The 22,366-nt window shown below is 63.7% G+C and carries 18 protein-coding genes and 2 pseudogenes; 11 read left to right on the forward strand and 9 right to left on the reverse strand.

The features are described 5' to 3' along the window. Window positions 1–248: 248 nt before the first annotated feature. Window positions 249–1,688: an FAD-dependent oxidoreductase gene (locus ACVJ5M_RS31950; protein ID WP_063984177.1), complete on the reverse strand. Its 1,440-nt coding sequence runs from the start codon at window positions 1,686–1,688 to the stop codon at window positions 249–251. Window positions 1,689–2,061: 373 nt separating this feature from the next. Here ACVJ5M_RS31950 and ACVJ5M_RS31955 point away from each other — a divergent pair, with 373 nt between their 5' ends. The 10 genes and pseudogenes from ACVJ5M_RS31955 (at window position 2,062) to ACVJ5M_RS32000 (ending at window position 12,438) form a co-directional block, all read left to right on the forward strand. Next, window positions 2,062–2,898 (forward strand): class I SAM-dependent methyltransferase, encoded by an 837-nt coding sequence (locus tag ACVJ5M_RS31955; protein ID WP_063984178.1) that lies wholly within the window; start codon window positions 2,062–2,064, stop codon window positions 2,896–2,898. Between the two features lie 33 nt (window positions 2,899–2,931). Further along, window positions 2,932–4,275 (forward strand): LLM class flavin-dependent oxidoreductase, encoded by a 1,344-nt coding sequence (locus ACVJ5M_RS31960; protein WP_063984179.1) that lies wholly within the window; start codon window positions 2,932–2,934, stop codon window positions 4,273–4,275. 45 nt (window positions 4,276–4,320) lie between these two features. Continuing rightward, window positions 4,321–5,136: a MetQ/NlpA family ABC transporter substrate-binding protein gene (locus ACVJ5M_RS31965; RefSeq protein WP_063984180.1), complete on the forward strand. Its 816-nt coding sequence runs from the start codon at window positions 4,321–4,323 to the stop codon at window positions 5,134–5,136. Window positions 5,137–5,145: 9 nt separating this feature from the next. Beyond that, complete coding sequence (locus ACVJ5M_RS31970; protein WP_063984181.1) at window positions 5,146–5,472, forward strand: hypothetical protein; 327 nt, start codon at window positions 5,146–5,148, stop codon at window positions 5,470–5,472. Window positions 5,473–5,685: 213 nt separating this feature from the next. Then, window positions 5,686–5,838: a hypothetical protein gene (locus ACVJ5M_RS31975; RefSeq protein WP_187387755.1), complete on the forward strand. Its 153-nt coding sequence runs from the start codon at window positions 5,686–5,688 to the stop codon at window positions 5,836–5,838. A 45-nt stretch (window positions 5,839–5,883) separates the two neighbouring features. Then, window positions 5,884–6,393 (forward strand): Lrp/AsnC family transcriptional regulator, encoded by a 510-nt coding sequence (locus ACVJ5M_RS31980; protein ID WP_456679564.1) that lies wholly within the window; start codon window positions 5,884–5,886, stop codon window positions 6,391–6,393. 823 nt (window positions 6,394–7,216) lie between these two features. Next, the gene (locus tag ACVJ5M_RS31985; RefSeq protein ID WP_063984183.1) at window positions 7,217–8,869 is read left to right on the forward strand and encodes an ABC transporter substrate-binding protein; all 1,653 of its coding nucleotides are present in this window, start codon (window positions 7,217–7,219) and stop codon (window positions 8,867–8,869) included. Between the two features lie 38 nt (window positions 8,870–8,907). Then, window positions 8,908–9,918: an ABC transporter permease gene (locus ACVJ5M_RS31990; RefSeq protein WP_063984184.1), complete on the forward strand. Its 1,011-nt coding sequence runs from the start codon at window positions 8,908–8,910 to the stop codon at window positions 9,916–9,918. After that, window positions 9,915–10,763: an ABC transporter permease gene (locus ACVJ5M_RS31995; RefSeq protein WP_063984185.1), complete on the forward strand. Its 849-nt coding sequence runs from the start codon at window positions 9,915–9,917 to the stop codon at window positions 10,761–10,763. The genes ACVJ5M_RS31990 and ACVJ5M_RS31995 overlap by 4 nt, the downstream gene beginning before the upstream one ends. Further along, a pseudogene (locus ACVJ5M_RS32000) lies at window positions 10,742–12,438 on the forward strand (ABC transporter ATP-binding protein). The gene ACVJ5M_RS31995 and the pseudogene ACVJ5M_RS32000 overlap by 22 nt, the downstream one beginning before the upstream one ends. 43 nt (window positions 12,439–12,481) lie before the next feature. Here ACVJ5M_RS32000 and ACVJ5M_RS32005 read toward each other — a convergent pair. Next, window positions 12,482–13,495 (reverse strand): DUF2891 domain-containing protein, encoded by a 1,014-nt coding sequence (locus ACVJ5M_RS32005; protein ID WP_063984187.1) that lies wholly within the window; start codon window positions 13,493–13,495, stop codon window positions 12,482–12,484. Continuing rightward, window positions 13,492–14,415 (reverse strand): hypothetical protein, encoded by a 924-nt coding sequence (locus ACVJ5M_RS32010; protein ID WP_063984188.1) that lies wholly within the window; start codon window positions 14,413–14,415, stop codon window positions 13,492–13,494. The genes ACVJ5M_RS32005 and ACVJ5M_RS32010 overlap by 4 nt, the downstream gene beginning before the upstream one ends. Window positions 14,416–14,504: 89 nt before the next feature. Here ACVJ5M_RS32010 and ACVJ5M_RS32015 point away from each other — a divergent pair, with 89 nt between their 5' ends. Continuing rightward, window positions 14,505–15,419, forward strand: a complete 915-nt coding sequence (locus ACVJ5M_RS32015; RefSeq protein ID WP_063984189.1) for a LysR family transcriptional regulator — start codon at window positions 14,505–14,507, stop codon at window positions 15,417–15,419. Window positions 15,420–15,444: 25 nt separating this feature from the next. Here the strand turns inward: ACVJ5M_RS32015 and ACVJ5M_RS32020 are convergent, their stop codons facing one another. The 6 genes and pseudogenes from ACVJ5M_RS32020 to ACVJ5M_RS32045 form a co-directional block, all read right to left on the reverse strand. Continuing rightward, window positions 15,445–15,846, reverse strand: coding sequence for a VOC family protein (locus ACVJ5M_RS32020; protein ID WP_354100033.1), 402 nt, complete (start codon window positions 15,844–15,846; stop codon window positions 15,445–15,447). Window positions 15,847–15,980: 134 nt separating this feature from the next. After that, a pseudogene (locus tag ACVJ5M_RS32025) lies at window positions 15,981–16,787 on the reverse strand (class II aldolase/adducin family protein); the annotation flags it as partial. Beyond that, window positions 16,781–17,773 (reverse strand): NAD(P)-dependent oxidoreductase, encoded by a 993-nt coding sequence (locus ACVJ5M_RS32030; protein WP_063984191.1) that lies wholly within the window; start codon window positions 17,771–17,773, stop codon window positions 16,781–16,783. The gene ACVJ5M_RS32030 and the pseudogene ACVJ5M_RS32025, both read right to left, overlap by 7 nt. Window positions 17,774–18,207: 434 nt before the next feature. After that, window positions 18,208–20,070: a GMC family oxidoreductase gene (locus ACVJ5M_RS32035; protein ID WP_456679565.1), complete on the reverse strand. Its 1,863-nt coding sequence runs from the start codon at window positions 20,068–20,070 to the stop codon at window positions 18,208–18,210. A 63-nt stretch (window positions 20,071–20,133) separates the two neighbouring features. Then, window positions 20,134–21,465, reverse strand: a complete 1,332-nt coding sequence (locus ACVJ5M_RS32040) for an MFS transporter (protein ID WP_063984193.1) — start codon at window positions 21,463–21,465, stop codon at window positions 20,134–20,136. Between the two features lie 72 nt (window positions 21,466–21,537). Continuing rightward, the gene (locus tag ACVJ5M_RS32045; protein ID WP_063984194.1) at window positions 21,538–22,344 is read right to left on the reverse strand and encodes an enoyl-CoA hydratase/isomerase family protein; all 807 of its coding nucleotides are present in this window, start codon (window positions 22,342–22,344) and stop codon (window positions 21,538–21,540) included. Between the last annotated feature and the right edge of the window lie 22 nt (window positions 22,345–22,366).

The following is a 22,366-nucleotide window of genomic DNA, read 5'->3' on the forward strand; positions in this document are numbered from 1 at the left end:
CCGATCGCTGCTGCGATGGCGGAGTGAAAGGCAGTGATGTTGCGATCGATCCTCTTGCGAGACCGCCGTCTGCTCTGGCGACAATCGCGTCTGGCGGGATCTTCCCCAGGGGCTGCATCGATGCAGCCCCTTGTTCAGTCACAGGATGCTAACTCAAGGACTTCGGAAATAGCTTCCAAAGTTCGAGGCCGTTAAGAAACAGACGCATCCACGATCATGGCGTGTCCAGTTGCTACTTGCACTCTGCTCTATTCTGCCGCGACGATATTCGGCGACCGCCAAACGGCCGACGCGTAAAGGGCCGGCTCGAAGTCGTCGGCGATCGGCCCGTTGATCCGCGCCTCGTGCGCCGGAAGGTCGTCAAGAAACAGATCCCTGCTGATCCGCGCCACGACGCCCGGAATATCGCGCTTGAAGCTCGGCACGTCCCCAATCGGCAGGCCGAAGCTGACGAATGCCGCGGGGTTGAACACGTGGATGTTCCGCAAGTAAGGCGCGCGGCCGGGCTCCTTCTCCAGGAATTCATGGCCCGCACCGAGATAAGGGTGTGCGCCCAGGGCCTCGTCCTGCTCGTCCGCGGTCGGAGAATAGCGGTCGCGCCATAGCAGGATCTCGTCGGAGAAGGCGGCGAGCTCAGGCCGCTTCGCCAGATCGACCTGGTAGCCCGTACCGGCGATGACGAAATCGAATGCGATGTCGCCCTGCGGCGTGGTCGCGAGCAGCCGCCGTCCGAACGGCTTGGCTGATGTCCACGGCGCTGCCAGATGAAGGTGGAAGTTGGGGAACTTGACCGCACGCGCGATTGCATCGGGCGGCGGCGTCGATCCCGCGCGACGGAAGCGAATGGCCTGATGCCAGCGCACCGCGTCCGGGAGCGCCCCGTAATTGTCGTATGCGCCCGGATATCCACGCGTCCTGATCACGGGCTCCGAGGCCACCCTGCCGCGGCGTGCAAAGAGATGCACCTCCCTCGCCCCTGCTTCGAGCGCAACTGCCGCGGCATCGAACGCGGAGGCCGCACTGCCCAGCACCGCGACCGACTTGTCGCGGAGCCTGTCGAAATCGATCGCCTCCAACGTATGCGCGTAAAGCTTCTTTGACAGATTGCGGGAGAGCACGTCGGGGACGGACGGACCGCCGTTGCTTGGGAAACCGCCGGCCAGGATAATCTTGCGGGCTGTCTCGATCCTTGCCTCACCGGCGACGTCGAGATGAAGCCGAAAATGATCCTCCGCCGGCTCGATGCGGAGAAGCTTCGCCCGGTAGCGCACCTCAATACCAAGAGTCTTGCGGTACCAATCGAGGTAGGCGGCCCAATCCACGCGAGCAATGCGATCGATCGCTTCATACGCGGCCGCGCCGTGGCGGGCCTCATACCAGGACTGGAAGCTCAGTCCGGGTAGGCCGAGCTCGGGTCCGGGCAAGCTCTTCGGCGTGCGCAGCTTGTGCATGCGCGCGCTGCTCCGCCATGGACCGGACGACGCCGCATCATGTGATGCATCGATCACCGTGACCTTGCCGATGCCGGCACGGCGCAATGCAAAGGCGAAAGCGCTTCCGGATTGCCCGCCCCCGATGATGGCGACGTTGTGGTCGACCCCGTGACGATCCGAGACCCAGTTCTGCGGATCTGGACCAATCAGACGCAAGGTCTCGCGAGCCGCCTCGTCGACATCAGACTGAAACATGTTGCACCCGGATTTGTCTGCATCAGATGCGATCAAATCGTAGAAGCCAACGGTGCTCAGTCAATGAAATGGAATTGGCTTTGTTTTGCGGCCCGAACAACGAACAGACCGCGAGGTCACGCGGTGTTGAAAGATTTGCGCCGACAGCGGCGCGAGCCAGAAGACACGACCGGCCATTCGCTCGCCAGATCGACTTTCAGTTGAGACGATCGGTTCGCGACGTTATCTACTGAATGCGCTCCCGCCGCTAGATTCATGCTCGCATCGCACCGAACAACGCAAATCCATTTCATCGACTTTTCTCACCCCGACAACATAGAGTTCGTCTCGATCAAGCCGTCTCGACGGCTCGTTGGAGATTTTGGAAAGCACGATGTCGACCGCCGGCGTCATCAGCCTTGAACGGGACACGCCCGAGCTTGCACGGACCTACGAGCAAACCGGCGTCCTCCAGTTTCACCATGGTAAATTCCTCATCGGACCGCTGGCTTTGAAGTCCGGGGATCGCGTGCTCGATATCGGTGCCGGCACCGGCCGCCTGACCGAATTCGTCGCGGGACTTGTCGGCCCGACCGGCCGCGTGATCGGCATCGACCCGCTGGAGAACCGGATCGCCATCGCGCGCCGGCGCGCCTCGGGGACGCTGACCTTCGATGTCGGCCGTGCCGAGGACCTTTCGCGCTTTGGACCCGCGGAATTCGACGCCGTCTACCTCAACAGCGTCTTCCACTGGATCGCGGACAAGCGGCAGGCGCTACGTGAGATCGAACGCGTTCTCAGGCCGGGCGGCCAGATCGGGCTGAACGTTCAGGATCCGACCAAACCTCACGAGTCGCGAACCCTGCTCCGCCAGGCGATCGAACAGGCCGGCTTCGGCGAGAGAAGCAGCGAGTCGCATCGCGTGCTCGGAGCAACCGACGAAGAGCTCAGAGCCCTGTTCGCCGAGGTCGGATTCATCGATTACCGAAGCGACCTACGCTCGCTCGTCGATCTGCACGGCGACGTGACGTCGGTGCTGGGATGGTCCGAGGCCAGCGCCTTCGGCAACTTTCTTGGCGGCTTTTCGCCGGCGGAGCGGGCAGCGATCGACGCGGCCTTTGCAGCGCTAGTCGAGGCGAGGCGTACCCCGGAGGGCCTGCGCCTGGAGCGATATCTGCGTTTCGCCTTCGCGCGAAAGCCGAGGTCGCGAACGACTCCATCCGCCTCCTAGTTTCTCCGGCAATCGCATCTGGACATTCGAACCATGAGCAATCAACGGCAGCTTGTTCTCAATCTCTTCATCTATCCCGGCGGCCACCACGAAGCCGCGTGGCGCTACAAGGGATCGTCGGCGGAACGCATCCTCGACATCACCTTTTACCAGGAGCTGGCGCAGCGGGCCGAGGCCAGTAAATTCGACGCCATCTTCTTTGCCGACGGTCCGGCCCTCGCCGACAACGTTCGCTATGCCCAGCGCTTTCGCTTCGAGCCGATCACCTGGCTGGCTGCGATTGCCGCAGTGACGAAACGCATCGGCCTCATCGCAACCGCGTCGACCACTTATACCGAGCCTTACAACCTCGCGCGCCTGTTCGCCTCGCTCGACCATCTGAGCCAGGGTCGCGCCGGCTGGAATATCGTGACGACCAGTGCGCCACAAGCAGCGCAGAACTTTGGCCTGCCCGAACACCCCTCGCATCACGAACGCTACGAGCGCGCCCGCGAATATCTCGACGTGATCTCGCGGCTCTGGGACAGCTGGGAGGATGACGCGCTCGTCAACGACCCCATCTCGGGCATTTTTGCCGATACCAACAAGATCCACACGCTCGACCATGTCGGCAAACACTTTCGCGTGCGCGGCCCGCTCAACATTTCGCGCGTGCCGCAAGGCCGGCCGGTCTATGTCCAGGCCGGCGCCTCCGACGACGGCCGTGCCTTCGCCGCCCACTTTGCGGAGGCGATCTTTACCGCGCATCAAACCGTGGACTCGGCGAAGGCGTTCTATACCGACATCAAGCGCCAGGCCCGCGCCTTCGACCGCGGTCCGGATGAGATCAAGATCCTGCCGGGCATTAGCCCTTTCATCGGCAGCACGCAGGCCGAGGCGGACCGGCTCCAGGACGAATTCAACGCGCTGATCCAACCGGAATATTCCCTGACCCAGCTGCGCCAAATGATCGGCGTCGATCTCACCGGATATGATCTCGACGGCCCCGTCCCGCGCCATCTCATCGACACCGCGAGCGCGCGCGGCGTTGCCAGCCGCTTCAAGCTGGTGGTCGACATCGTCGACCGCGAGAAGCCGACCATCCGCCAGCTGGTGCAGCGCCTCGCCGGCGCGCGCGGCCATTGGGTGATTGCGGGCACGCCGGAAAAGATCGCCGACAACATCCAGACCTGGTTCGAGGGCGGTGCGGCGGACGGATTCAACGTGATGCCGCCCTGGCTGCCCGGCGGCTTCGACGTCTTCGCCGAGCAGGTCGTCCCGATCCTGCGCAAGCGCGGCCTGTTCCGCGAGGACTACACCGGTACGACGCTCCGCGAGCATTACGGCCTGGCGCGTCCCGCCAGCATCTACTCCAACGCGGTCAAGGCGATCGCCTGACACCGCTTCCGCACTGACATCCCAACTCGAGACCAGTAAGAAGACATGAAGACAGCGTTGTTTCTCCTCTCCGGCCTTTTGGCTCTTTCCCCTTTCGCCGCCGAAGACGCCTTGGCACAGCAGCCCGCGAAGCCGGAGCTCCGGGTCGGCTTCGTGCCGGGACCGTATATCGACGAGTTCAAGATCGGCGTCGAGCCCGAGCTGAAGAAGAAGGGCTACAAGATCCGCTATGTCGAGTTCTCGACCGGCCTTGAAGCCAACAATGCGGTATTCAAATCCGAGATCGACGCCAATGTGATGCAACACACGATCTTTCTCGATTCCTACAACGAGCGGCAGAAGACCGATCTCGTCGGCATCGTCCACGTCCCCACCCCGCCGATGGGCCTCTATTCGAAGAAGCATCCGCTGGGCACGCCGATCAAGCCGGGCTCGAGCGTCGCCGTGCCGAACGATCCGGTCAATCTGCAGCGCGCGCTGTGGGTGCTGCGTGACCTCGGCCTGATCGAGATCCGTGATAGCAAGTCGGTCGACGTCACCGAGCTCGATGTCATCAAAAATCCCGGCGGCATCAAGATCGTGCCGCTCGAGGCCGCACAGGCGCCACGGGCGCTCGACGACGTCGATTTCGCCGCCGTACAGGGCAATTTCGCGATCTTCAGCGGGCTGAAGCTGACCAACGCCTTTGCGCTGGAGAAGATGACGACGCCCTACATCAACGTCCTCGCCGTGAAGAAGGCGAATGCAAACGCAGAATGGGCTCAGGACATCGTCGCCGGCTACAAATCGCCTGGGTTCAAGGCGGCAATCCAGGCCGACCGGTTCTATGACGGCTTCACTTTGCCTGATTACATGAAGTGAGCGAAGCGCATGTTCGATTTCACGCTTGAATGGGCCAGCCGCCGCACCGCCGCCGAGCGCGCGATCGACGCGCGAGCGATGACCGATAAGCTTCGTTTCCAGGAGGCTTTCGTCCTCCCGCTGGTCTTGCTGATCATCTTCCTGTTCGCACTGGGCATCGTGACAGGAGCTCATTTGAACGGACGAGCAAACCACGCTTTGCCGTATCTCGTGTCGGGGGGCATGGGTATGCCCATGCTCTATCCCGCATCGGAGTCCTGTCGCAGGCCATCGAACCTCGGTTCCCTGCCGCGGCTCCGGCAGGCTGAAGTGCTTGCGCTACTGACGGCCGACTAGCGGCAAGACTATGCCTTCCATGCTTTCGGCGCGGCGATGGATATCAAAATCATCCATCTCAGCCGAGCATCGTGGAATTTTCCAGCCGCGCTCGCGACGACGCCAGCATGATTCAACCAAACTGATTCCGACGAGTGTGTCGCAATGTTCAATTCCACCCCTGCCGTGATAGCTTTTCCGGGTTCTCGTCCTACACCGTCGTCCGGAGTGAATATGAGCTACGTCATCTCGCTGCATTCAGGCTTCGCTCGTTTGATCGAACAGGCACGTGGATGGTTCCCGCGCTCGCTGCGACCACGGACAGGCGGCTCGGATAACACGCAGGACGATCTCTACGAGATCTTCCTGTTCGGGCCCCACGGCTGACGCCCGGCAACGCGTCCAACTTTTCATCAAACTGAGGTTTATGACATGACCGACGCTGCGTTGCAGCTCGCCGAGACTGGCCGCCGCCTCGACGCCATCGACCGCAAGATCCTGACGGTGCTTCAGGAGGATGCTTCGCTCTCGGTGGCCGAAATCGGCGACCGGGTCGGCCTGTCGTCCACGCCCTGCTGGAAGCGCATTCAGCGGCTCGAAGCCGACGGTGTCATCCTCAAGCGCGTTGCGCTGGTGGACCAGAACAAGATCGGCCTCGGCCTTTCGGTGTTCGTCTCGGTGGAGAGCGCGGATCACTCCGACGTCTGGCTGAAGCGTTTCGCCTCAGCAGTCAGCGCAATGCCAGAGGTGATGGAATTTTACTGGATGGCCGGCGACGTCGACTACATGCTGCGCGTCGTCATTCCGGACATGCCGAGCTACGACGTGTTCTACAAGAAGCTGATCCACGCCGTCCCGCTCAAGAACGTCACCTCGCGCTTCGCGATGGAGAAGATCAAGTCGATCACGGCGCTGCCGGTGCCGCCGATTGCCGTGGAATAAGAGCCAACAAAAGACGAGCCAATTCCACGCGACGAATTGACAGATCGCGAACCGAGGCATCCTTAGACGACGGCGCCGTAAATCCTCTCGTTTCTGGTTGGATTGGAGTGCGTGGTGAGATTTGGCGCTTCTATCTGCGCACTACTGCAATCGCCCGCCGCTACGCCACATGTACCCGATCTCAGACATTCGTATCGTAGCGCCTGCTGAGCGCTTCGATCCACCTTTGAACGCCTGCTCACACTGGCTTTGACGGGATTTTTCTTGATCTCCCAGTGCACACGCCACTATCTAATCTATTGAAGGACTTTAATTCTCGCTCCGGTCCATCATGGGCGCCACGGCTTCCAACGTCACTGATCTCGTCGGCACGAGCAATCGCATCGAAGGCCGTGTCTGACCTATTCCGTTTCACCCAAGACCGCGCTACCGACGCAAGCTTCGCGCGTATTCTCGATCGCCAGCATGCCGTTCTCCAGCGCTCGGCTCTCTGCAGAATGTCTTTTCAATTTGGTGATGCGCCGCGCGACATAATGCGCCTGAGAGGACCGTCTCGACGCCGAACTCGGGTTGACGCGCGAATGAAGCGGCAATCGTTGCGCTGTTCGGTCACGGGCAAACCCAGATCGGGCGCGTTCGCAATGAAAACAAAATGACCATCGCGTCCACTGCCCCGCCCCCGACGCTTTTGTTGTCTGTCCCATGTGAAATTTGGAATGGCCAGGTCCCTTTGTTTCGCTTCTCCTACGCGGAAACGCTGATCGTGCCGTAACGCTTTCGCGAAACGGTGACCTGATCGCGCATCAATCATCAGGGGCTCTTCATGACCGCACGTTTCCCAATGTTCTCGCTCTCCCGGCGCCGCCTCCTCGCTGCGGCCTCCGTGATTGCAGCAGCGACCGTGACGGCAACGGCGGGCCTCTCTCCGGCGCGAAGTGCCGGCGCTCCACCGAGCGGCGGCGACATCACCTTCCTCATCGACTCGCTCGGCAGCACCTGGATTCCGAACAACAGCGCAATCTCCAGCTTCCAGGGCCACATCTGGGGCCACGTGACCGACAAGCTCGTCTATGTCGATGCCGACGGCAAGGTCAGCCCCTGGATCGCCGAAAGCTGGGAGCAGAACGGCGAGGCCACACAGTTCACCCTGCGCCTCAAGAAGGGTGTGACCTTCTCCGACGGAACACCGCTCGACGCGTCAGCCGTGGTCGCCAATCTCGACATCTGGCACGCAGGCCGGCGGAACGAGGGGATCAATCCGATCGGCCTCTTCCCGAAGACTTACGACCACGCCGAGGCGGTCGATGCAGCCACCGTGAAGGTTGTCTTCAAGGCGCCGACGCTCGGGTTTATCCCGACGCTCGGCTATCACGGCTCGATCCTCATCTCCCCGAAAACGATCGCGCAGCCCGCCGCCCAGCAGGCTGATCTGGCCAAGACATCCGGCAGCGGCCCGTATGTGGTCGCTTCCTGGAAAGAGGGCGACTTCGTCAAGCTGGTCAAGCGCAAGGACTACAATTGGGGGCCGGCAGCCGTCGCCCACACCGGTCCGGCCTACCTCAACTCGATCACCTACAAACTGGTGACCGAGCCGTCGCTGCGGGTCGCCGCTGTCCAGTCGGGACAGGCCGATGTCGCCTACAGCCCCTCACCGCAGGAACTGAAATCGCTCAAGGAAGCGGGCTTCACGATCGCAACCCCGCGCTATCTCGGTTTCGTCAACGGCCTCGCGATCAACACCAAGCTGGAGCCGTACAATGACGTGAAAGTGCGCCAGGCTCTTCAAGCCGGCATCAACCGGAAGGAGATCATCGACACCGTCTATACGCCCGACTGGAAGCTGGCGACGTCCTTCATCCAGAGCAACGTGCCGGGTGCAACCGACCATAGCGAGCTCCTGGCCTACAATCCCGGCAAGGCGGAGAAGCTTCTCGACGAAGCCGGCTGGATCAAGGGTGCTGGCGGCATCCGGACCAAGGACGGCAAGCAGCTGTCGCTGACGCTCCACTCCAACCCCTATCTTGCGACGGCAAAGTCGATCGACGAGCTCATCGCCCAGCAACTCGGCAAGCTCGGCTGGAAGGTCACCATTCGCGCCTACGACGTCGTGACGTTCGGCGAGAAGGTCCGGTTCGGCGGGCCGGCCGTGCCGGCCTACGAGGTGACGCGCAGCTTCATCGACGCCGGCACGGTGGCCAGCATCCTCACCGACGCCAACAACGGCGAGAACTGGTTCAACCTCGGCGACAGCGACAAGAAGCTCAATGAACTGCGCGACAAGATCGCCGGCGCTGCCTCTTTCGGCATTCGCAATCCGCTGCTCGACCAGTTGCAGACCTACGTTCTCGAGCAGGGCTATTTCATCCCGCGCACGCAGATCGTCCAGCGAATCTACGTGCAGTCCCCGAAGCTCAAGGGGGAGGTCTACAACGGCATCGCCTACGCCAGCTATTACACGGCAACGATCGGCGAGTAATCCGCAGTGCAAACAAGCAGCGTGAGGAGGCGACCGGCATGAGAAGCGCCTACCTGTCCTATGCCGCGAAGCGCTTCGCCCAAGCCGTCGTCGTTATCCTGCTGGCTTACGTCTTCACCTTCGTCGTCGTCAGTATTTTGCCTGGTGACCCCATCACCAACGTGCTGCGCGACCCGCAGAATGGATTCAGCGAGGATCAGATCAAGGAGATCATCGCCGCCCAAGGCCTGGACCGGCCAATTCCGATCCAGCTGTGGGCGTCCTTGTCCAACTTCATGACCGGCGACCTCGGCCTGTCGATGCGATCCAACCGGCCTGTGACAACTCTGATCGCCGAGGTTCTCCCTTCGACACTGATCCTTGCATCCGCAGCTTTCGCCATCGCGCTGCTGCTGGCGGCCACGATCGCCTACGGCACCCAGTTCCTTCCGAAACGGTTCGGCCAGGGCTTGCTGCGTGGCTTCCCATCGTTGTTCCTGTCGGTGCCGAACTTCGTGATCGGCCTGGTGCTGATCCACATCTTCGGCTTCCAGCTCGGGTTCTTTCGCGTAATCGCGCCGGACAGCTTCTGGGCGACCTTCTTCGCCGCGGTCGCGCTCGGCATCCCCATCTCCGCACGGATCACCGAGGTGCTGATCGCGAACCTCGACAACGAGTCCGAGCAGGAATACGCCGCCGTTGCGCGCAGCCGTGGGCTCGGGCAGATGCGCCTCTTTGCCAAGCACCTGCTCAAGCCGTCTTCGCTCCCGGTCATCACCGTCATCGCACTCGCCATCGGTGAGCTGCTCGGCGGTTCGCTGATCACCGAGACGGTGTTCGGACGCACCGGCATCGGCAGCCTGGTGCAGCGTTCGGTGAGCACGCAGGACCTGCCTGTCCTGCAAGCGGTCGTCTCGCTTGCGGCAGTGGTGTTCGTGCTCGTCAATTTGATCGCCGACCTCGTCTACCCGCTGCTGGACCCGCGCGTGAAGCTGATCGGCGGTCGCAAGGTCCGCCCGACCACCGCCGACGAGAGCTCCACCAATCTTTCCCAGGCGGTGACGCCATGACTGCCGTCTCCGTCTCGCCGGCCTCGCGCATCACGGCGATCAGCCGGCTGACAGCCCTTCGCGTGCCGCCAACCGTCGCGCTCGCATTCGCGGTCATCCTGATCGTAATCGCCTGGTCGCTCGCGCCGAGCTTGTTCACGAGTCATGATCCCGCCAGCGGCGTCCCCGCTGACAAGCTGCTCAGCCCCAGCGCAGCGCATTGGTTCGGCACCGATCACCTCGGTCGCGACCTCTATACCCGTGTCGTCTATGGCACGGCCTCCTCGGTGACGAGCGCGCTCATCGCGGTCGTCATCGCCGCGGTTGCCGGCGGGCTCATCGGCCTCCTGGCCGGCTTCCTCGGCGGCTGGGTGGACATCGTGCTCGCCCGCCTGGTGGATGTGCTGCTGGCGATCCCGAACTTCCTGCTGGCGGTCATCGTCGTCACCGCGATCGGTTTCGACACCACAAACGCTGCGGTTGCGACCGGCGTCTCGGCGGTCGCCGTGTTCGCGCGGGTGATGCGCTCGGAAGTGATCAAGACCCGGCAGGCCGTTTTCGTCGAGGCGTCGTTCCTGATGGGCGGCTCGCGCTGGCACATTCTGTTGCGGCACGTGCTGCCGAATGCATCGCGCTCGGTGCTCCCGCTCGCGGTGCTGCAGTTCGGCCTGTCGATCCTGGTGATCGCCAGCCTTGCTTTCCTCGGCTACGGCGATCCGCCTCCCGCCTCCGACTGGGGCCTGCTGATCTCGATCGGCAAGGACTACCTCAAATGGCCGTGGCTGGTGTACGCCCCCGCCTTCGTCACGATCGCGACCGTCCTCTCCGCAAACAGGATCAGCCGATGGCTCCGCAAGACAGACTGACCGCCACGTTCACCCGCGCCGACCGCGTCGCGCCGACGCCGCTGCGGTCGATTCCGCAGCTCCGGGTCGACGGCCTGTCGGTCTCCTATGGGCCGCACGAGGTCGTAACCAACGTGAGCTTTGAACTCGGCCGCGGCGAGAGCCTCGCCCTCATCGGAGAGTCCGGTTCCGGCAAGTCGACGATCGCCCGCGCGGTGCTGCGGCTGCTCCCCAGCGGCGGGCACGCCACCGGCCGCGTCGCGTTCGACGGCCAGGAGGTGCTCGGGATTTCCGAGCGCGGCTTCCGGCCGCTGCGGGGACGAGCCATCGGGTTCGTCCCGCAGGACCCCGCCAACTCACTCAACCCGGTGCGGACGATCGGTGCCCAGGCGCAGGAGGCGGCTGCGCTGCTCGACGAGCCCGACAAGGCGATCCGCAAGCAGCTCATCCTGGAGACGTTCGCCCAGGTTGGGCTCGACACCCCCCTGCGTGTCTACGACTCCTACCCGCACCAGCTGTCCGGCGGCATGCTCCAGCGCGTGCTGATCGGCCTTGCGATCCTGCCACGGCCGGCACTGCTGGTCGCGGACGAGCCGACCTCCGCGCTCGACGTCACGATCCAGAAGCGGATCCTCGACCTGCTCACGCGGCTGCAGCACGATCTCAAGATCAGCCTGCTGCTCATCACGCACGACCTTGCGATCGCCGCCGAGCGAGCGGACTCGCTCGTGGTGCTCAAGGACGGCGTCATCCAGGAGGCTGGCCGGACCGCCTCCGTCTTCTCCTCGCCGGCGTCGGCCTACGCAAAGAAGCTGCGCGCGGATGTCCCGGCCCTCAACCCCGACCGTTACGCCGCACTGCGCGACACGGGCTTCCGTTCCCTCAAGACCGGCCAGGCACCGAAGATCGAGGTCAGCGCCGTCACGAAGACCTTCACAGTCGACGGCAAGGCGCTGACGGCCGTCGACGATTTGTCGTTCAACGTCCCTGCTGGCACCACGCACGCGCTGGTCGGCGAATCGGGCTCGGGCAAGACCACGACGGTTCGGCTGCTGCTTGGACTGGAGGGACCCGACACCGGGAGCATCTCGGTCGCAGGCGAACAAATCACCGGCCGCTCGCCCGAGGCACTGCGGACGGTGTGGCGCCACCTTCAGCTGGTCTACCAGAACCCCTTCACCTCGCTCGATCCGACCTGGACGATTGAGCGGCTCGTGCGCGAGCCGCTCGATCGATTCAAGATCGGAACGCGAAAGGAACGGGATGAGCGCGTCCGCGAAGCGTTGGCCAATGTCGGACTTGGCGAGCACCTGCTCTCCCGCAAGCCCGGAGCCCTGTCAGGTGGCCAGCGCCAGCGCGTGGCCATCCCCGGTCGCTGGTCCTCAAGCCCGACGTGATCGTGCTCGACGAACCCACCTCCGCGCTCGACGTCAGCGTCCAGGCCGGCATCGTCGAAGTCCTGCTCTCGCTACAGGCTACTCTGGGCCTGACCTACGTGTTCGTGTCTCATGACCTGGCGCTGGTGCGTCAGCTCGCCCACACCGTCTCCGTGATGCATCGCGGACGCATCGTCGAACACGGGACCGTCGCCGACATCTTCGACAACCCTCAGCAGCCCTATACGAGGTCGCTGCTGGCGTCGATCCCGTCGGGTGGCAACGATGTCGCACACATGCGCACGCGCGCCTTCGGTTGATCATGACCGCGGATTGAATAAGCCGCGGAAGGCCCCTGCCCGCTCAGTTCTCATCATCCAGTGCGAGCACGGCAAAGCTCGCGAGCCAGTGCTCTCCCATGTAGTGACCGGCGATATGGGGGAGGCCTGCGGCCAGATGCTCGCGCGCCGCTTCGTGAGCAACGACGCGGCGGGGGTCGCCTGCCGGCAAGGCGTCGCCGAGAGAGCGCCAGCACCAGGCGCGGCTGAGATTGAGTCCGTCGAGATGAGCGATCTTGCCGTCGGTGCGATCGGTGACCGTCGCAGGCTTGAACAGCGTTGCCGGCCGCTGTTCGACCAGCCGCGGCAGAAACCGATCGAACCAGGGCAGGAACGCGTCCGGAGGCAACAGCCGCCGCATGCATTCGGCCTCGATAAGAGCCGAGGACTGGAAGTCGTCGCCGCTCGGCTCCCCCCAGGCGGGGCAGTCGGTGTCCTCACCATACCAGCGCTGGCCAGTCTCGTGCAGCAACCTGGCGAGCGCTTCATCCTTTTTGATGCCGGCGTAGTCTGCCGCCATCCGCAGGCCAAACGCCGTATTGAAATGCGTGCCGACGCGTACGGGATAGAACGCCAACGGCAGGAAGTCGCGAAAGCGTTGCGCGATGACCTCGGCCAGCGGCGCGAGATTGCGGCTCCAGCGATCGTCAGGCTGGAGCGCCAGTTCAGTCGCGAGCTTCAGGAGCCAGGCCCAGCCATACGGCCGCTTGAAGCCGCGGGCAGTCGGGCGGGCGAAGTAAGCACGTTCGGCGGCGACCTTCTCGGGCACGAATTGCGTATCGAAGAGAGCGCGGATGTCGGAAGCTGCCGCAAAGTCGGGAAACCTGCGCAGCAGTCGCGCCAGCATCCAATAGCTGTGGACGCAGGAATGCCAGTCATAACTGCCGTAGAAGATCGGATGCAGCTGGCTCGGCGTGCGGGCATCCGCAGGTTCAGCCAGCGCGTGGTCAACGTTATTGGGATATTCGCGCCCGACATGGCTGAGCGCGATGTTGGCAAAATGCGAGGCATGTTCGCGGGTAAGACGGGGCGTGGTCACGGCTTGGCCTTTCCAGTGTTCCGGCCGATCAATGTCTCGATCAGGCGCGGCAGGAGGTAGATCGGAAATTGCGTCGCGGCGAAGTATAGCGCCATGCGTGGCGAGGCGGCAGCACCCAGCGCCGACCAGACCAGGCCGACATTACGGTTGCCGAGGATGAGCCCGACGGTCAGCCGCTGGCCCAAATTGCCCGGCAGCAGCACGGCACCAGCTGCTTGAAGGGCGATATTGCAAGCGAAGGCGAGCCCGAGGCAGAGCATGGCGGCCTGCACATCTGCCGCGATCTGCGCGCGAATGCCAGCCATCGTCGCCACCGCAAAGACGAGAAGCGCCGCGACGATGATCCCGTCGACCATCCCGCCATGGGCCGCCAGCACCGGGGCTGCATGCCGGCGGACCAGGAAAGCCACCCCTTCGGCGCCGCCAATCAATAGCGCCAGACGAAGCGCGAGCTCGAGCGCGCTGATCTCGAGCCCGCCGAACCAGCCTGCAAGAAGCGGCACGGTGACCGGAGCCAGCACCATGGACAACACCGTCACCACGAGCGGCACCGCACCGTCGAGCCCGAGCATGCGTGCCACTGCTGCCGTTCCGCTCGATGGCGGCGCCGAGACGGCGAGCACCGCCGCAAGCGCGATCTCCGGACCAAGGTTCAAGGCGTGACCGGCAACACCGATCACGAGCGGACAGGCCACCATGACGACAGCCGGCAAGAGCACGGAAAGCGATGGCCGTCGCAGCGTTGCGACGACGGCCTGACTGTCGATCCGCAACAGCGTTCCCAGCACGATCAGGAAGATCGTGATTGGCATCAGGGGGTGAGCGAGGTCCGCAAGAGCCGGAAAGGCCAATCCAAGCAGGACGCCAAGCGCCAGCAATGTCGGTCCGCGCGGGATGAAGTGCAGGAGTGAGGATCGCATACGCCGCGCCCAATCATGTCGTCTTCGCCAGAAGACCACACCCCGCATCATTCTTGAAATCGATTGTTATTATATCTATCATCGTTCAAATGAATTTGGTTTCCGTCGACCTCAACCTCCTGGTCGCCTTCGAGGCGCTGATGGAGGAACGCCATGTGACCCGCGCCGGCCAGCGCATCGGCCTGGCGCAACCGTCCATGAGCAGCACGCTGACGCGGCTGCGTGCGCTGTTTGGCGATGAGCTCTTCGTGCGCTCGGCCTCCGGCATGCAGCCGACGGCCAAGGCGCTGGCGCTGGCGCGGCCGATCAGCGACGCTCTGGGGCAGATCAGGGGCGTGCTCGAACCGACATCAGCCTTCAATCCGGCAACAGCCCGCCATCGCCTGTCTATTGCGGCGACCGACTATGGCGACCTCGTCGTGGTGCCGCGACTGGTCGAGGCGTTGCGGCGGGAGGCGCCTGGTATCGATCTCGTGGTGCGCCCCATCATTGATCCGGCCGCGAGTGTCGCAAGCCTGGAACACGGCGATGTCGACGCGCTGATAGGTGGCCATCTTCCCGCTTCCCCGCGCATCATCCGATCCACGCTTTTCACGGAGAGTTTCGTCTGCATTCGCGACGCCAAACGCGCCAAACTGAAAGCCCGTCTCACCAAGGACGATTACACGCGGCTTCCGCATGTGCTGTTCTCCTCCGCCGGCGGCGACGGGCTTCCCGGCGCAATCGACACGATGCTGAGCCGGCACGGACGCAAGCGCCGGACCGCAATCACGCTCGCCCATGTCGTCGCGGTGCCGTTTGCCGTCGCCGGCACCGATCTCGTGGCAACCATGGCCGAGCGCGTCGCGCGCCGCTTCGCGACAGCCGCCGGCGTATCTGTCGTTCCGATTCCCTACGATGTGGAGCCATTCACCATCGACCTTCTCCACACGCGCCGCGCCATGGCCAATCCGGCGCTGCGCTGGTTCATCGAACTGGTCAATCGCGTCTGTGGGACGCTGTAGCGATCGGCGGGCCGGCAGCAGGCTGCTATTTCCGCTCAATCAGCTGCGCGATCTCCCAGACATGGCCTGAGGGGTCGGCAAAGGACGCAGTTCGTCGCCCCCACGGACGGTCGATCGGGCCATTGAGCAGATCGACGCCAATCTCCCGCAGGGATGAACAGACCTGGTCGACGTCGACGACCCTGATCGTCAGGAGTGCGCGCGCCCCTGCGGAGGACTGCGCGACACGCAGCGGCTCGACAAGCGGCGGTGCCTGAGACGCGTCGAGAAGATTGACCAGGAGCCCGCCAAATCGAAGCACGGATGAGACCGCATCCTCCCAGACCGTCTCGGACGCGAAAACCTTGGCGTAAAACGCTTTCGACGACGCAATGTCATCGACGAACAATGTGATGACTTCAACTTCGCTTGGCAGACCATTGACCATGTCGCCCTGCTCCTCACCGTTGCTGCGGCAGCCTGCACAAGCGTGACAAGCCGCCTGCCGCTATATCTCACGATGTTAGAGCATGGCGCAATTCGGCTAGCCGGGTCATCGGCCCGGCTCGGAAGCCTCGATCCCTAATTGAATAGATCCGGTTCCGCCTCGGTGATCCAGTCCCACAACGGCTGGAAGCTGAAATAGCCGCCCTTGTGCGTTCCGACCTGCCGCGAGGTCAGGCTGGCGATCTCGTGCGGGATCGGCTTTGGCGTTCCGGCGGCTTCCGCAAGCAGCTGGGCGCGCGCAGCATTGTCCATGGCGATGTACCACCAGGCGGCAGCCTCGATAGTCGGTCCGACCGTGAGCAGGCCGTGGTTCTGCAAGATGGCCGCCTTCTTCGATCCCAGCGCGTGCGCGATCTTGCGGCCCTCTTCCGCCTCCAGCACGACGCCGGAGAACGGATCGAACAGCACGTGATCCTCGTAGAAGGTGCAGGAGTCCTGCGTCAGCGGATCGAGCAGGCGGCCGAGCGCCGACCAGGCCTTGCCATAGGTCGAATGGGTGTGCGCGGCCGCGATCACCTCAGGATGCGCGGCGTGGATCGCGGAGTGAATCACGAAGCCGGCCTGGTTGATCGGCTTGTCACCGATCAGGATGTTGCCATCGTGATCGACGAGCTGAAGGTCGGAGACCTTGATCTGACTGAAATGCTTGGACAGCGGATTGATCCAGAACCGCTCGGGGAACTCCGGATCGCGCACGGTGACGTGGCCTGCGAGCCCCTGATCGAAGCCGTAGCGCGAGAACAGGCGGAATGTTGCGGCAAGCCGCTGTTTGCGGTGCAGCCGCTCTTCCTCGAACGTCGCGGCCGGCGTGCGCTCGACCAGAGAGTATTTCTTGGGCTTCTCGACGACCTTGTTCATTGCTGCGGTTTCCTTCTCTAGTACTCGAGATTCTTGTCGAAGACGTCGGCCAGCGCCACGCCATGCGCATAGGCATCGAGGTTGACCAGCGTCTTGTCGGCCAGCCGCTTGGCATCCTCGCCACCCGTCCATGACACATGCGGGGTCAGGACGACCTTGGGATGGCGATAGATCGGATCGCCCTCCGGCGGCGGCTCGGGATCGGTGACGTCGAGCGTCGCGCCGGCAATCCGCCCCTCGTCGAGCGCCTGCAACAGCGCACTCTGATCGACGATCCGCCCACGCGCGACATTGATTAGGTGCAGCGACGTCTTGGCCCGCGCCAGCACATCGGCGTTGATCAGACGCGCGGTCTTGGTCGTCGCCGGCAGAGCAAGGACGAGATGATCGGAAACCGCGACCAGTTCCTCGATGCTATCAACCGGCTGGATGCCCGGAAGGACATATGGCCAGGCCGAGCGCCTGAGAACCCTGATGTTGACACCGAACGGCTTGGCCCGCTCGGCGACTGCGCGGCCGATCGCGCCGAAACCGGCAATCCCGATCGTCTTGCCGGTGAGCGAGCCCAGCGGACTGATCTTCCACTGCTCGCGGCTGCTCGGCCGGATGTCATGGATGCGCTTCTCGAAGCCGAGAATCGCCGCAAGGACGTATTCCGCGATCGGATCAGCCGAGATGCCGCGGCCGACCGTGACCACGGGACCGTCGAGCAGCCACGCCGGAAAGAAATCGACTCCCGTCGATGCGGTCTGGATCCAGTGCAGGCCAAACGGCCAGCCGGCCGGCTTCTCCGCAGGCGCCTTGTGCCAGCCCACGAGCGGCCGCGTCAGCAGCACGTCGGCTTCGGGAGCAACCTCCCAGGGCGCGCGATCGGCGGAATGATCGATGATCAGCGGGCGCGACCAGTGATCGACCAGCGCCGCACGAATGTCCGGGCCAAGCTGATTGACGATGATCGGCGATCGCACGCTGGTGGAGGCGCGCTGGTTTTCAACTCGGGGAGTGTTCATGTCACGCAGTCACGATGGCAACGATCCGGATATGCTAGGCGTTTGCGGCAAGATAGTCCTTTCAAAGATGACGGGTGTCTTGCAACAAGAGGACGACGCGCTTCGGCAAGACAAAAGGATTTGTCTCTGGAGCCCTGGCGCCTCTGCGGGGGCTCGCGCCCGACGCGGCAAAGGCTCGAACCCGAGCCCTGCTGATTAAGAGCCAGTTGGTCCCATCCCAGGACGTCGCGTCATTGATCGACTAGGTCGCAGTTAGCTGCGTGAGTGCAAAGAAGCTGCGCTTTCCGCGACCAATCCGCCTGCTGAAAAACGCCTGCTCACATTGGCCTGCGCAAATTTTTTTCTCGATCTCCCGGTGCATACGTCATGCACACGCCGCCCCTTAACTGATTGAAACAATCTAACCCTCGCTCCAATCCATCACGGGCCACTTTCTAACAACAGCGAAGAAGAGCGAGCCCTGTCCAACGTGAACCGCTCGATGCCGCAGTCGGTCGTCGCGGCGCTTCCTGTTCAGGAGTCGAATCCAACGGAGTGACCTCGTGGAACTCGAATACCTCACGCAGGAGGGCGTTTCCGCGCTGGCGCAGCACAAAGCTTAATTTTCGCGACAGCAGGGCATCACTGATCTTCTCGGCCGCCATGATCACGGGAATGTTGGTATTGGCCGTCGGCAGCCGCGGCATGATCGAAGCATCCGCCACGAAGATATTGTCGCTGCCGATCACCAGCCCTTCCGGGGCGACCACCGCTTTCGGGTCGGATGGATCGCCCATGCGGCATGTCCCCACGGGGTGCCAGACGCCGAACACGCTCTGTCGCACGAAGGCTTCCAGCGCGCGGTCGTCCGCCAGCGTCGCCTGGAAGGCCGTGCCGTTGAGCAGCACAAGGCGGATCAAGAGCTGCCTGAGGCCCGCGGGCACGTCGAGCATCGGGCCGAGGATGGAGGCGACGATTCGGTTGGCCGTGCCATACCGGCTCAGCCGCTTGATGCGCGGGGAATAGGAGGCCGGGAAGAAATCGGCCGCCTCGGGGTTGAGCGCGGAATGAACGATAAGCTTCGCGAGCAGCCGGACCGACGCAACCATCCGCTCGAGATCGCGATCGTCGGACAAGAGGTTGAGATCCACGACCGGATAGGTTCTGGGATCGGGCGTCGCCAAGGTGAGCGAGCCGCTCGAATACGGCCGGTTGCACCAGAGGAAGTAGAGCCCGAGCCGCGTGCCCAGCGCGTGCCAGCCGCCACGGGCCGAGGCCGTGATGTACATGTCGGAAGCATCGCAGCCCTGATGTCCCGACGAGAAGCGCATCGCCGCGAAATTGGGACGCCGCCGGGCAAGCGGCAACCGCAACCGCCGCGGCAAATATTGACAGAAGGTCAGCGCGGGATGATCGCGCAGATTGCTGCCGACGCCGGGCAGATCGATCGCCACGGGAATGCCGAGCGCTTGCAGCGCCGCACCCGGGCCGATGCCCGCCCGCATCAGGATCGCCGGCGATTGCAGCGCGCCTGCGGTCAGGATCACGCGGCCGGCGGCGACGGCGAGCTTCTGCCCGCCCCGCGCGACCACGACGCCCGTCGCGCGGCGGCCATCGAGCTGGAGTTGTTCGACCTCGCTGTCCGCCCAAATGATCAGGTTCGGCCGCGCGCGCGTTGCTGCGTCGAGATATCCGGTTGCGGTCGAGACGCGCCGGTCATTGCGATTGGAGAAGGCCGGCGGAAAGATGCCGTCCTCGAACTCGCCATTCTGGTCCTTTCGGAACGGCAGGCCGGTCGCCGACAACGCTTCGCCGGCGGCGTGGCCAAACGGCGGCATCGCCTCGCGCGCGATGCGGCGGATCGGGATCGGGCCGTGCTTGCCATGCAGCGGGCCGTCGAAATCCAGATCAGTCTCGAGCTTGAGGAAGTACGGCAACACATCCGCCCAGCCCCAGCCCCGGGCACCGAGATCGCGCCACTCGTCATAGTCGCGCGGCAGGCCGCGATTGGCCGATTGCACGTTGATGCTGGAGCCACCGCCCATCACCCGGCCCTGCTCGTAGGCGCGGACGACCGGCTTGCCCTCGGCATTGCGGCCGGCGGCCGCTGACAGGCCCGGCCAGATGTATTTGTCGCCGAAGAACAGCGTCATCGGATAGCTGTCGAGTATTTCCGGCGGCGTCGCCTCGGGCGGCGTGTCCATCCCGGCTTCGATCAGAAGCACGCGACGGCTTCCGTCTGCGGAAAGCCGATTGGCGAGCACGCAGCCCGCCGACCCGCCGCCGCCGATCACGTCGTCGAAATGCAGCCCATCCATTCCCGTCTCATCGCGCAATTCGATGGATCGGCGCGGCCACGAATGCGGCCGCGCCGATTTGGCTCAGCGGAAGTTACCCTTGGTCTCGGGGATCACGACCGCCCCGATCAGGTAGATCACGAACACGCCGACCGCGAAATAAGCCAGCGACATCGGGATCTCCGCAGGGCTGCCGCTCACCAGCGAGACGAAGGTCGGCATCATGCCGCCCAGCGCGAAGCCGATGTTCCAGGACAGGCCCGTTCCGCTCGCGCGCAACGCGGTCGGAAAACGCTCGTTGAGGAAGATCAGCACCGGCGCATAGCCGGCATTGCCGATGAAAGCGATGGCGAGCGCATAGAGCGTGATTTGCGTCGTGTCCTTGGTCGCCGCGAGATTGAGATAGCACAGCGGCAGCAGCACCGCGGCCAAGACACCGATGATGAGGAACGTCTTCTTGCGGCCGATACGATCGCTCAGCGCGCCGACCAGCACCGCGGAGAAGAACGCCGACACGCTCGCACCCATCAGGATCAACGACGAGGTCTGGTTCGGGACCGCATTGATGACTTTCAGGAAGCTCGGCAGGTAGCCCGAGGTCAGGTAGTAGCCGGCGCCGCCACCGAAGGTGATGAGAAGGTTGACCAGCAGCACGCCGCGATATTCGCCGGAGAACACGTCCCTGACCGGCGCCTTCGAGACCTTCGCCTGCTTCTTACCCTGCTGGCGCTTGAGCTCCTTGAAGTAAGGCGACTCCTCGAGGTTGCGGAAGATGAACCAGCCGAGCAGCGAGCTCAGCAACCCCGAGAAGAACATGAAGCGCCAGCCCCATACCGCGAAGGCATCGCCGGGGAAGATCGAGGACGTGATCAGGAAGATGAAGGACGCGAGCAGCGCACCGATGCCGGCGCCACCGCCGCCGACCAGACCCGACATCGCGCCGCGCCATTGCGCCGGCACCGACTCGGTGCCGATGGTGTGGGTGGAGGCCACGACGCCGCCGACGAAGATGCCCTGCACCAGACGCAGGATCAGGAAGAGGATCGGCGCGATCACGCCGACCTGGGCGATGGTCGGCAGCAGGCCGAACGCCGCCGTGCTGATGCCGACGCCGATGATGGCGATCAGCATGGCCTGCTTGCGGCCGTGCACGTCGGCATAATGCCCGAACACCGCCGAGCCCAGCGGCCGCATCAGGAGCGTCACGGCGAAAGAGCCGTAGACCGCAGCCAGCGACAGCGCTGGGTTGCTCGACGGAAAGAACAGCGCGCCGACGACCGGCGCCACGTAGAGCAAAATGAACAAATCGAACAGATCCAGCGCCCATCCGAGCACCGATGCGATGATCGCATTGACCATCTGCTTGTTATCCGCCGACGCCTGTGCGCCCGCGGCCGGCATATCCATCTCAGCCATGCTGTTTTACCTCCCCCGTTTTGATAGAGCCGCGGTTCGCGTCATTGCGACCCGCGGCAGTTTTGTCGCGCATCAGCGCCCGGTGAACTTCGGCGGACGCTTGGCGTTAAAGGCTTCGACGCCTTCCTTGAAGTCTTCCGACTGCCGCAGGCGGCTGTAGCAATGGCCTTCGAGCTCGATGGCGATCGCGAGCGTCGAATCCTCGGTGTCGTTGAGCAGCTTCTTGGCGGTGCGCTGTGCCAGCGGCGAGAAAGTGCGGAGCTCGTCGACCAGCTTGTCGGTCGCCTTCTCCAGCTCGGCATCCGGCACACACTCCGTGGAGATGCCCCAGTCGAACGCCTGCTTGGCCGAGATACGCTTGGAGCGCATCACGATGTCCTTGGTGCGGGTGATGCCGACCATCTTCTGCAAGCGAGCCGAGCCGCCCGAGCCCGGGATCTGGCCGAGCTTCTGCTCCGGCAGCGCGTACTGCGTGGTCTCCGAGGCAATGCGGAAGTCGCAGGCGAGTGACAGCTCGAAGCCGACGCCGAAGCAATAACCGCGGTTGGCAACGATCACGGGCTTGGCGCAGCGCGCCGGCGCGGCGATGTTCCAGGCGAGCTTGGAGACGTGCTCGGGGCTCGCCTCCATGAAGCCGCCGATATTGCCGCCGCTGGAGAAATGCTCGCCCTCGCCGCGCACCACGATCACGCGGACGCGCGGATCCTCGTCCAGCGTCTCGAAGGTCAGGCGCAGCTGGTCACGCTGCGGCATCGCCACGACGTTGTAGGGCGGCCGGCCCAGGATGATATCGGCCCGCTCATGCGCCTCATCGATCTCGACCTTGAACCCGTCGAGTTTTGCGAGTCGAGGATCGGTAAAATTGTAGGCTGACGGCATGTTGGTTTCCTTCTGTTGATTG

The organism is Bradyrhizobium sp. S3.7.6, from assembly GCF_054061875.1.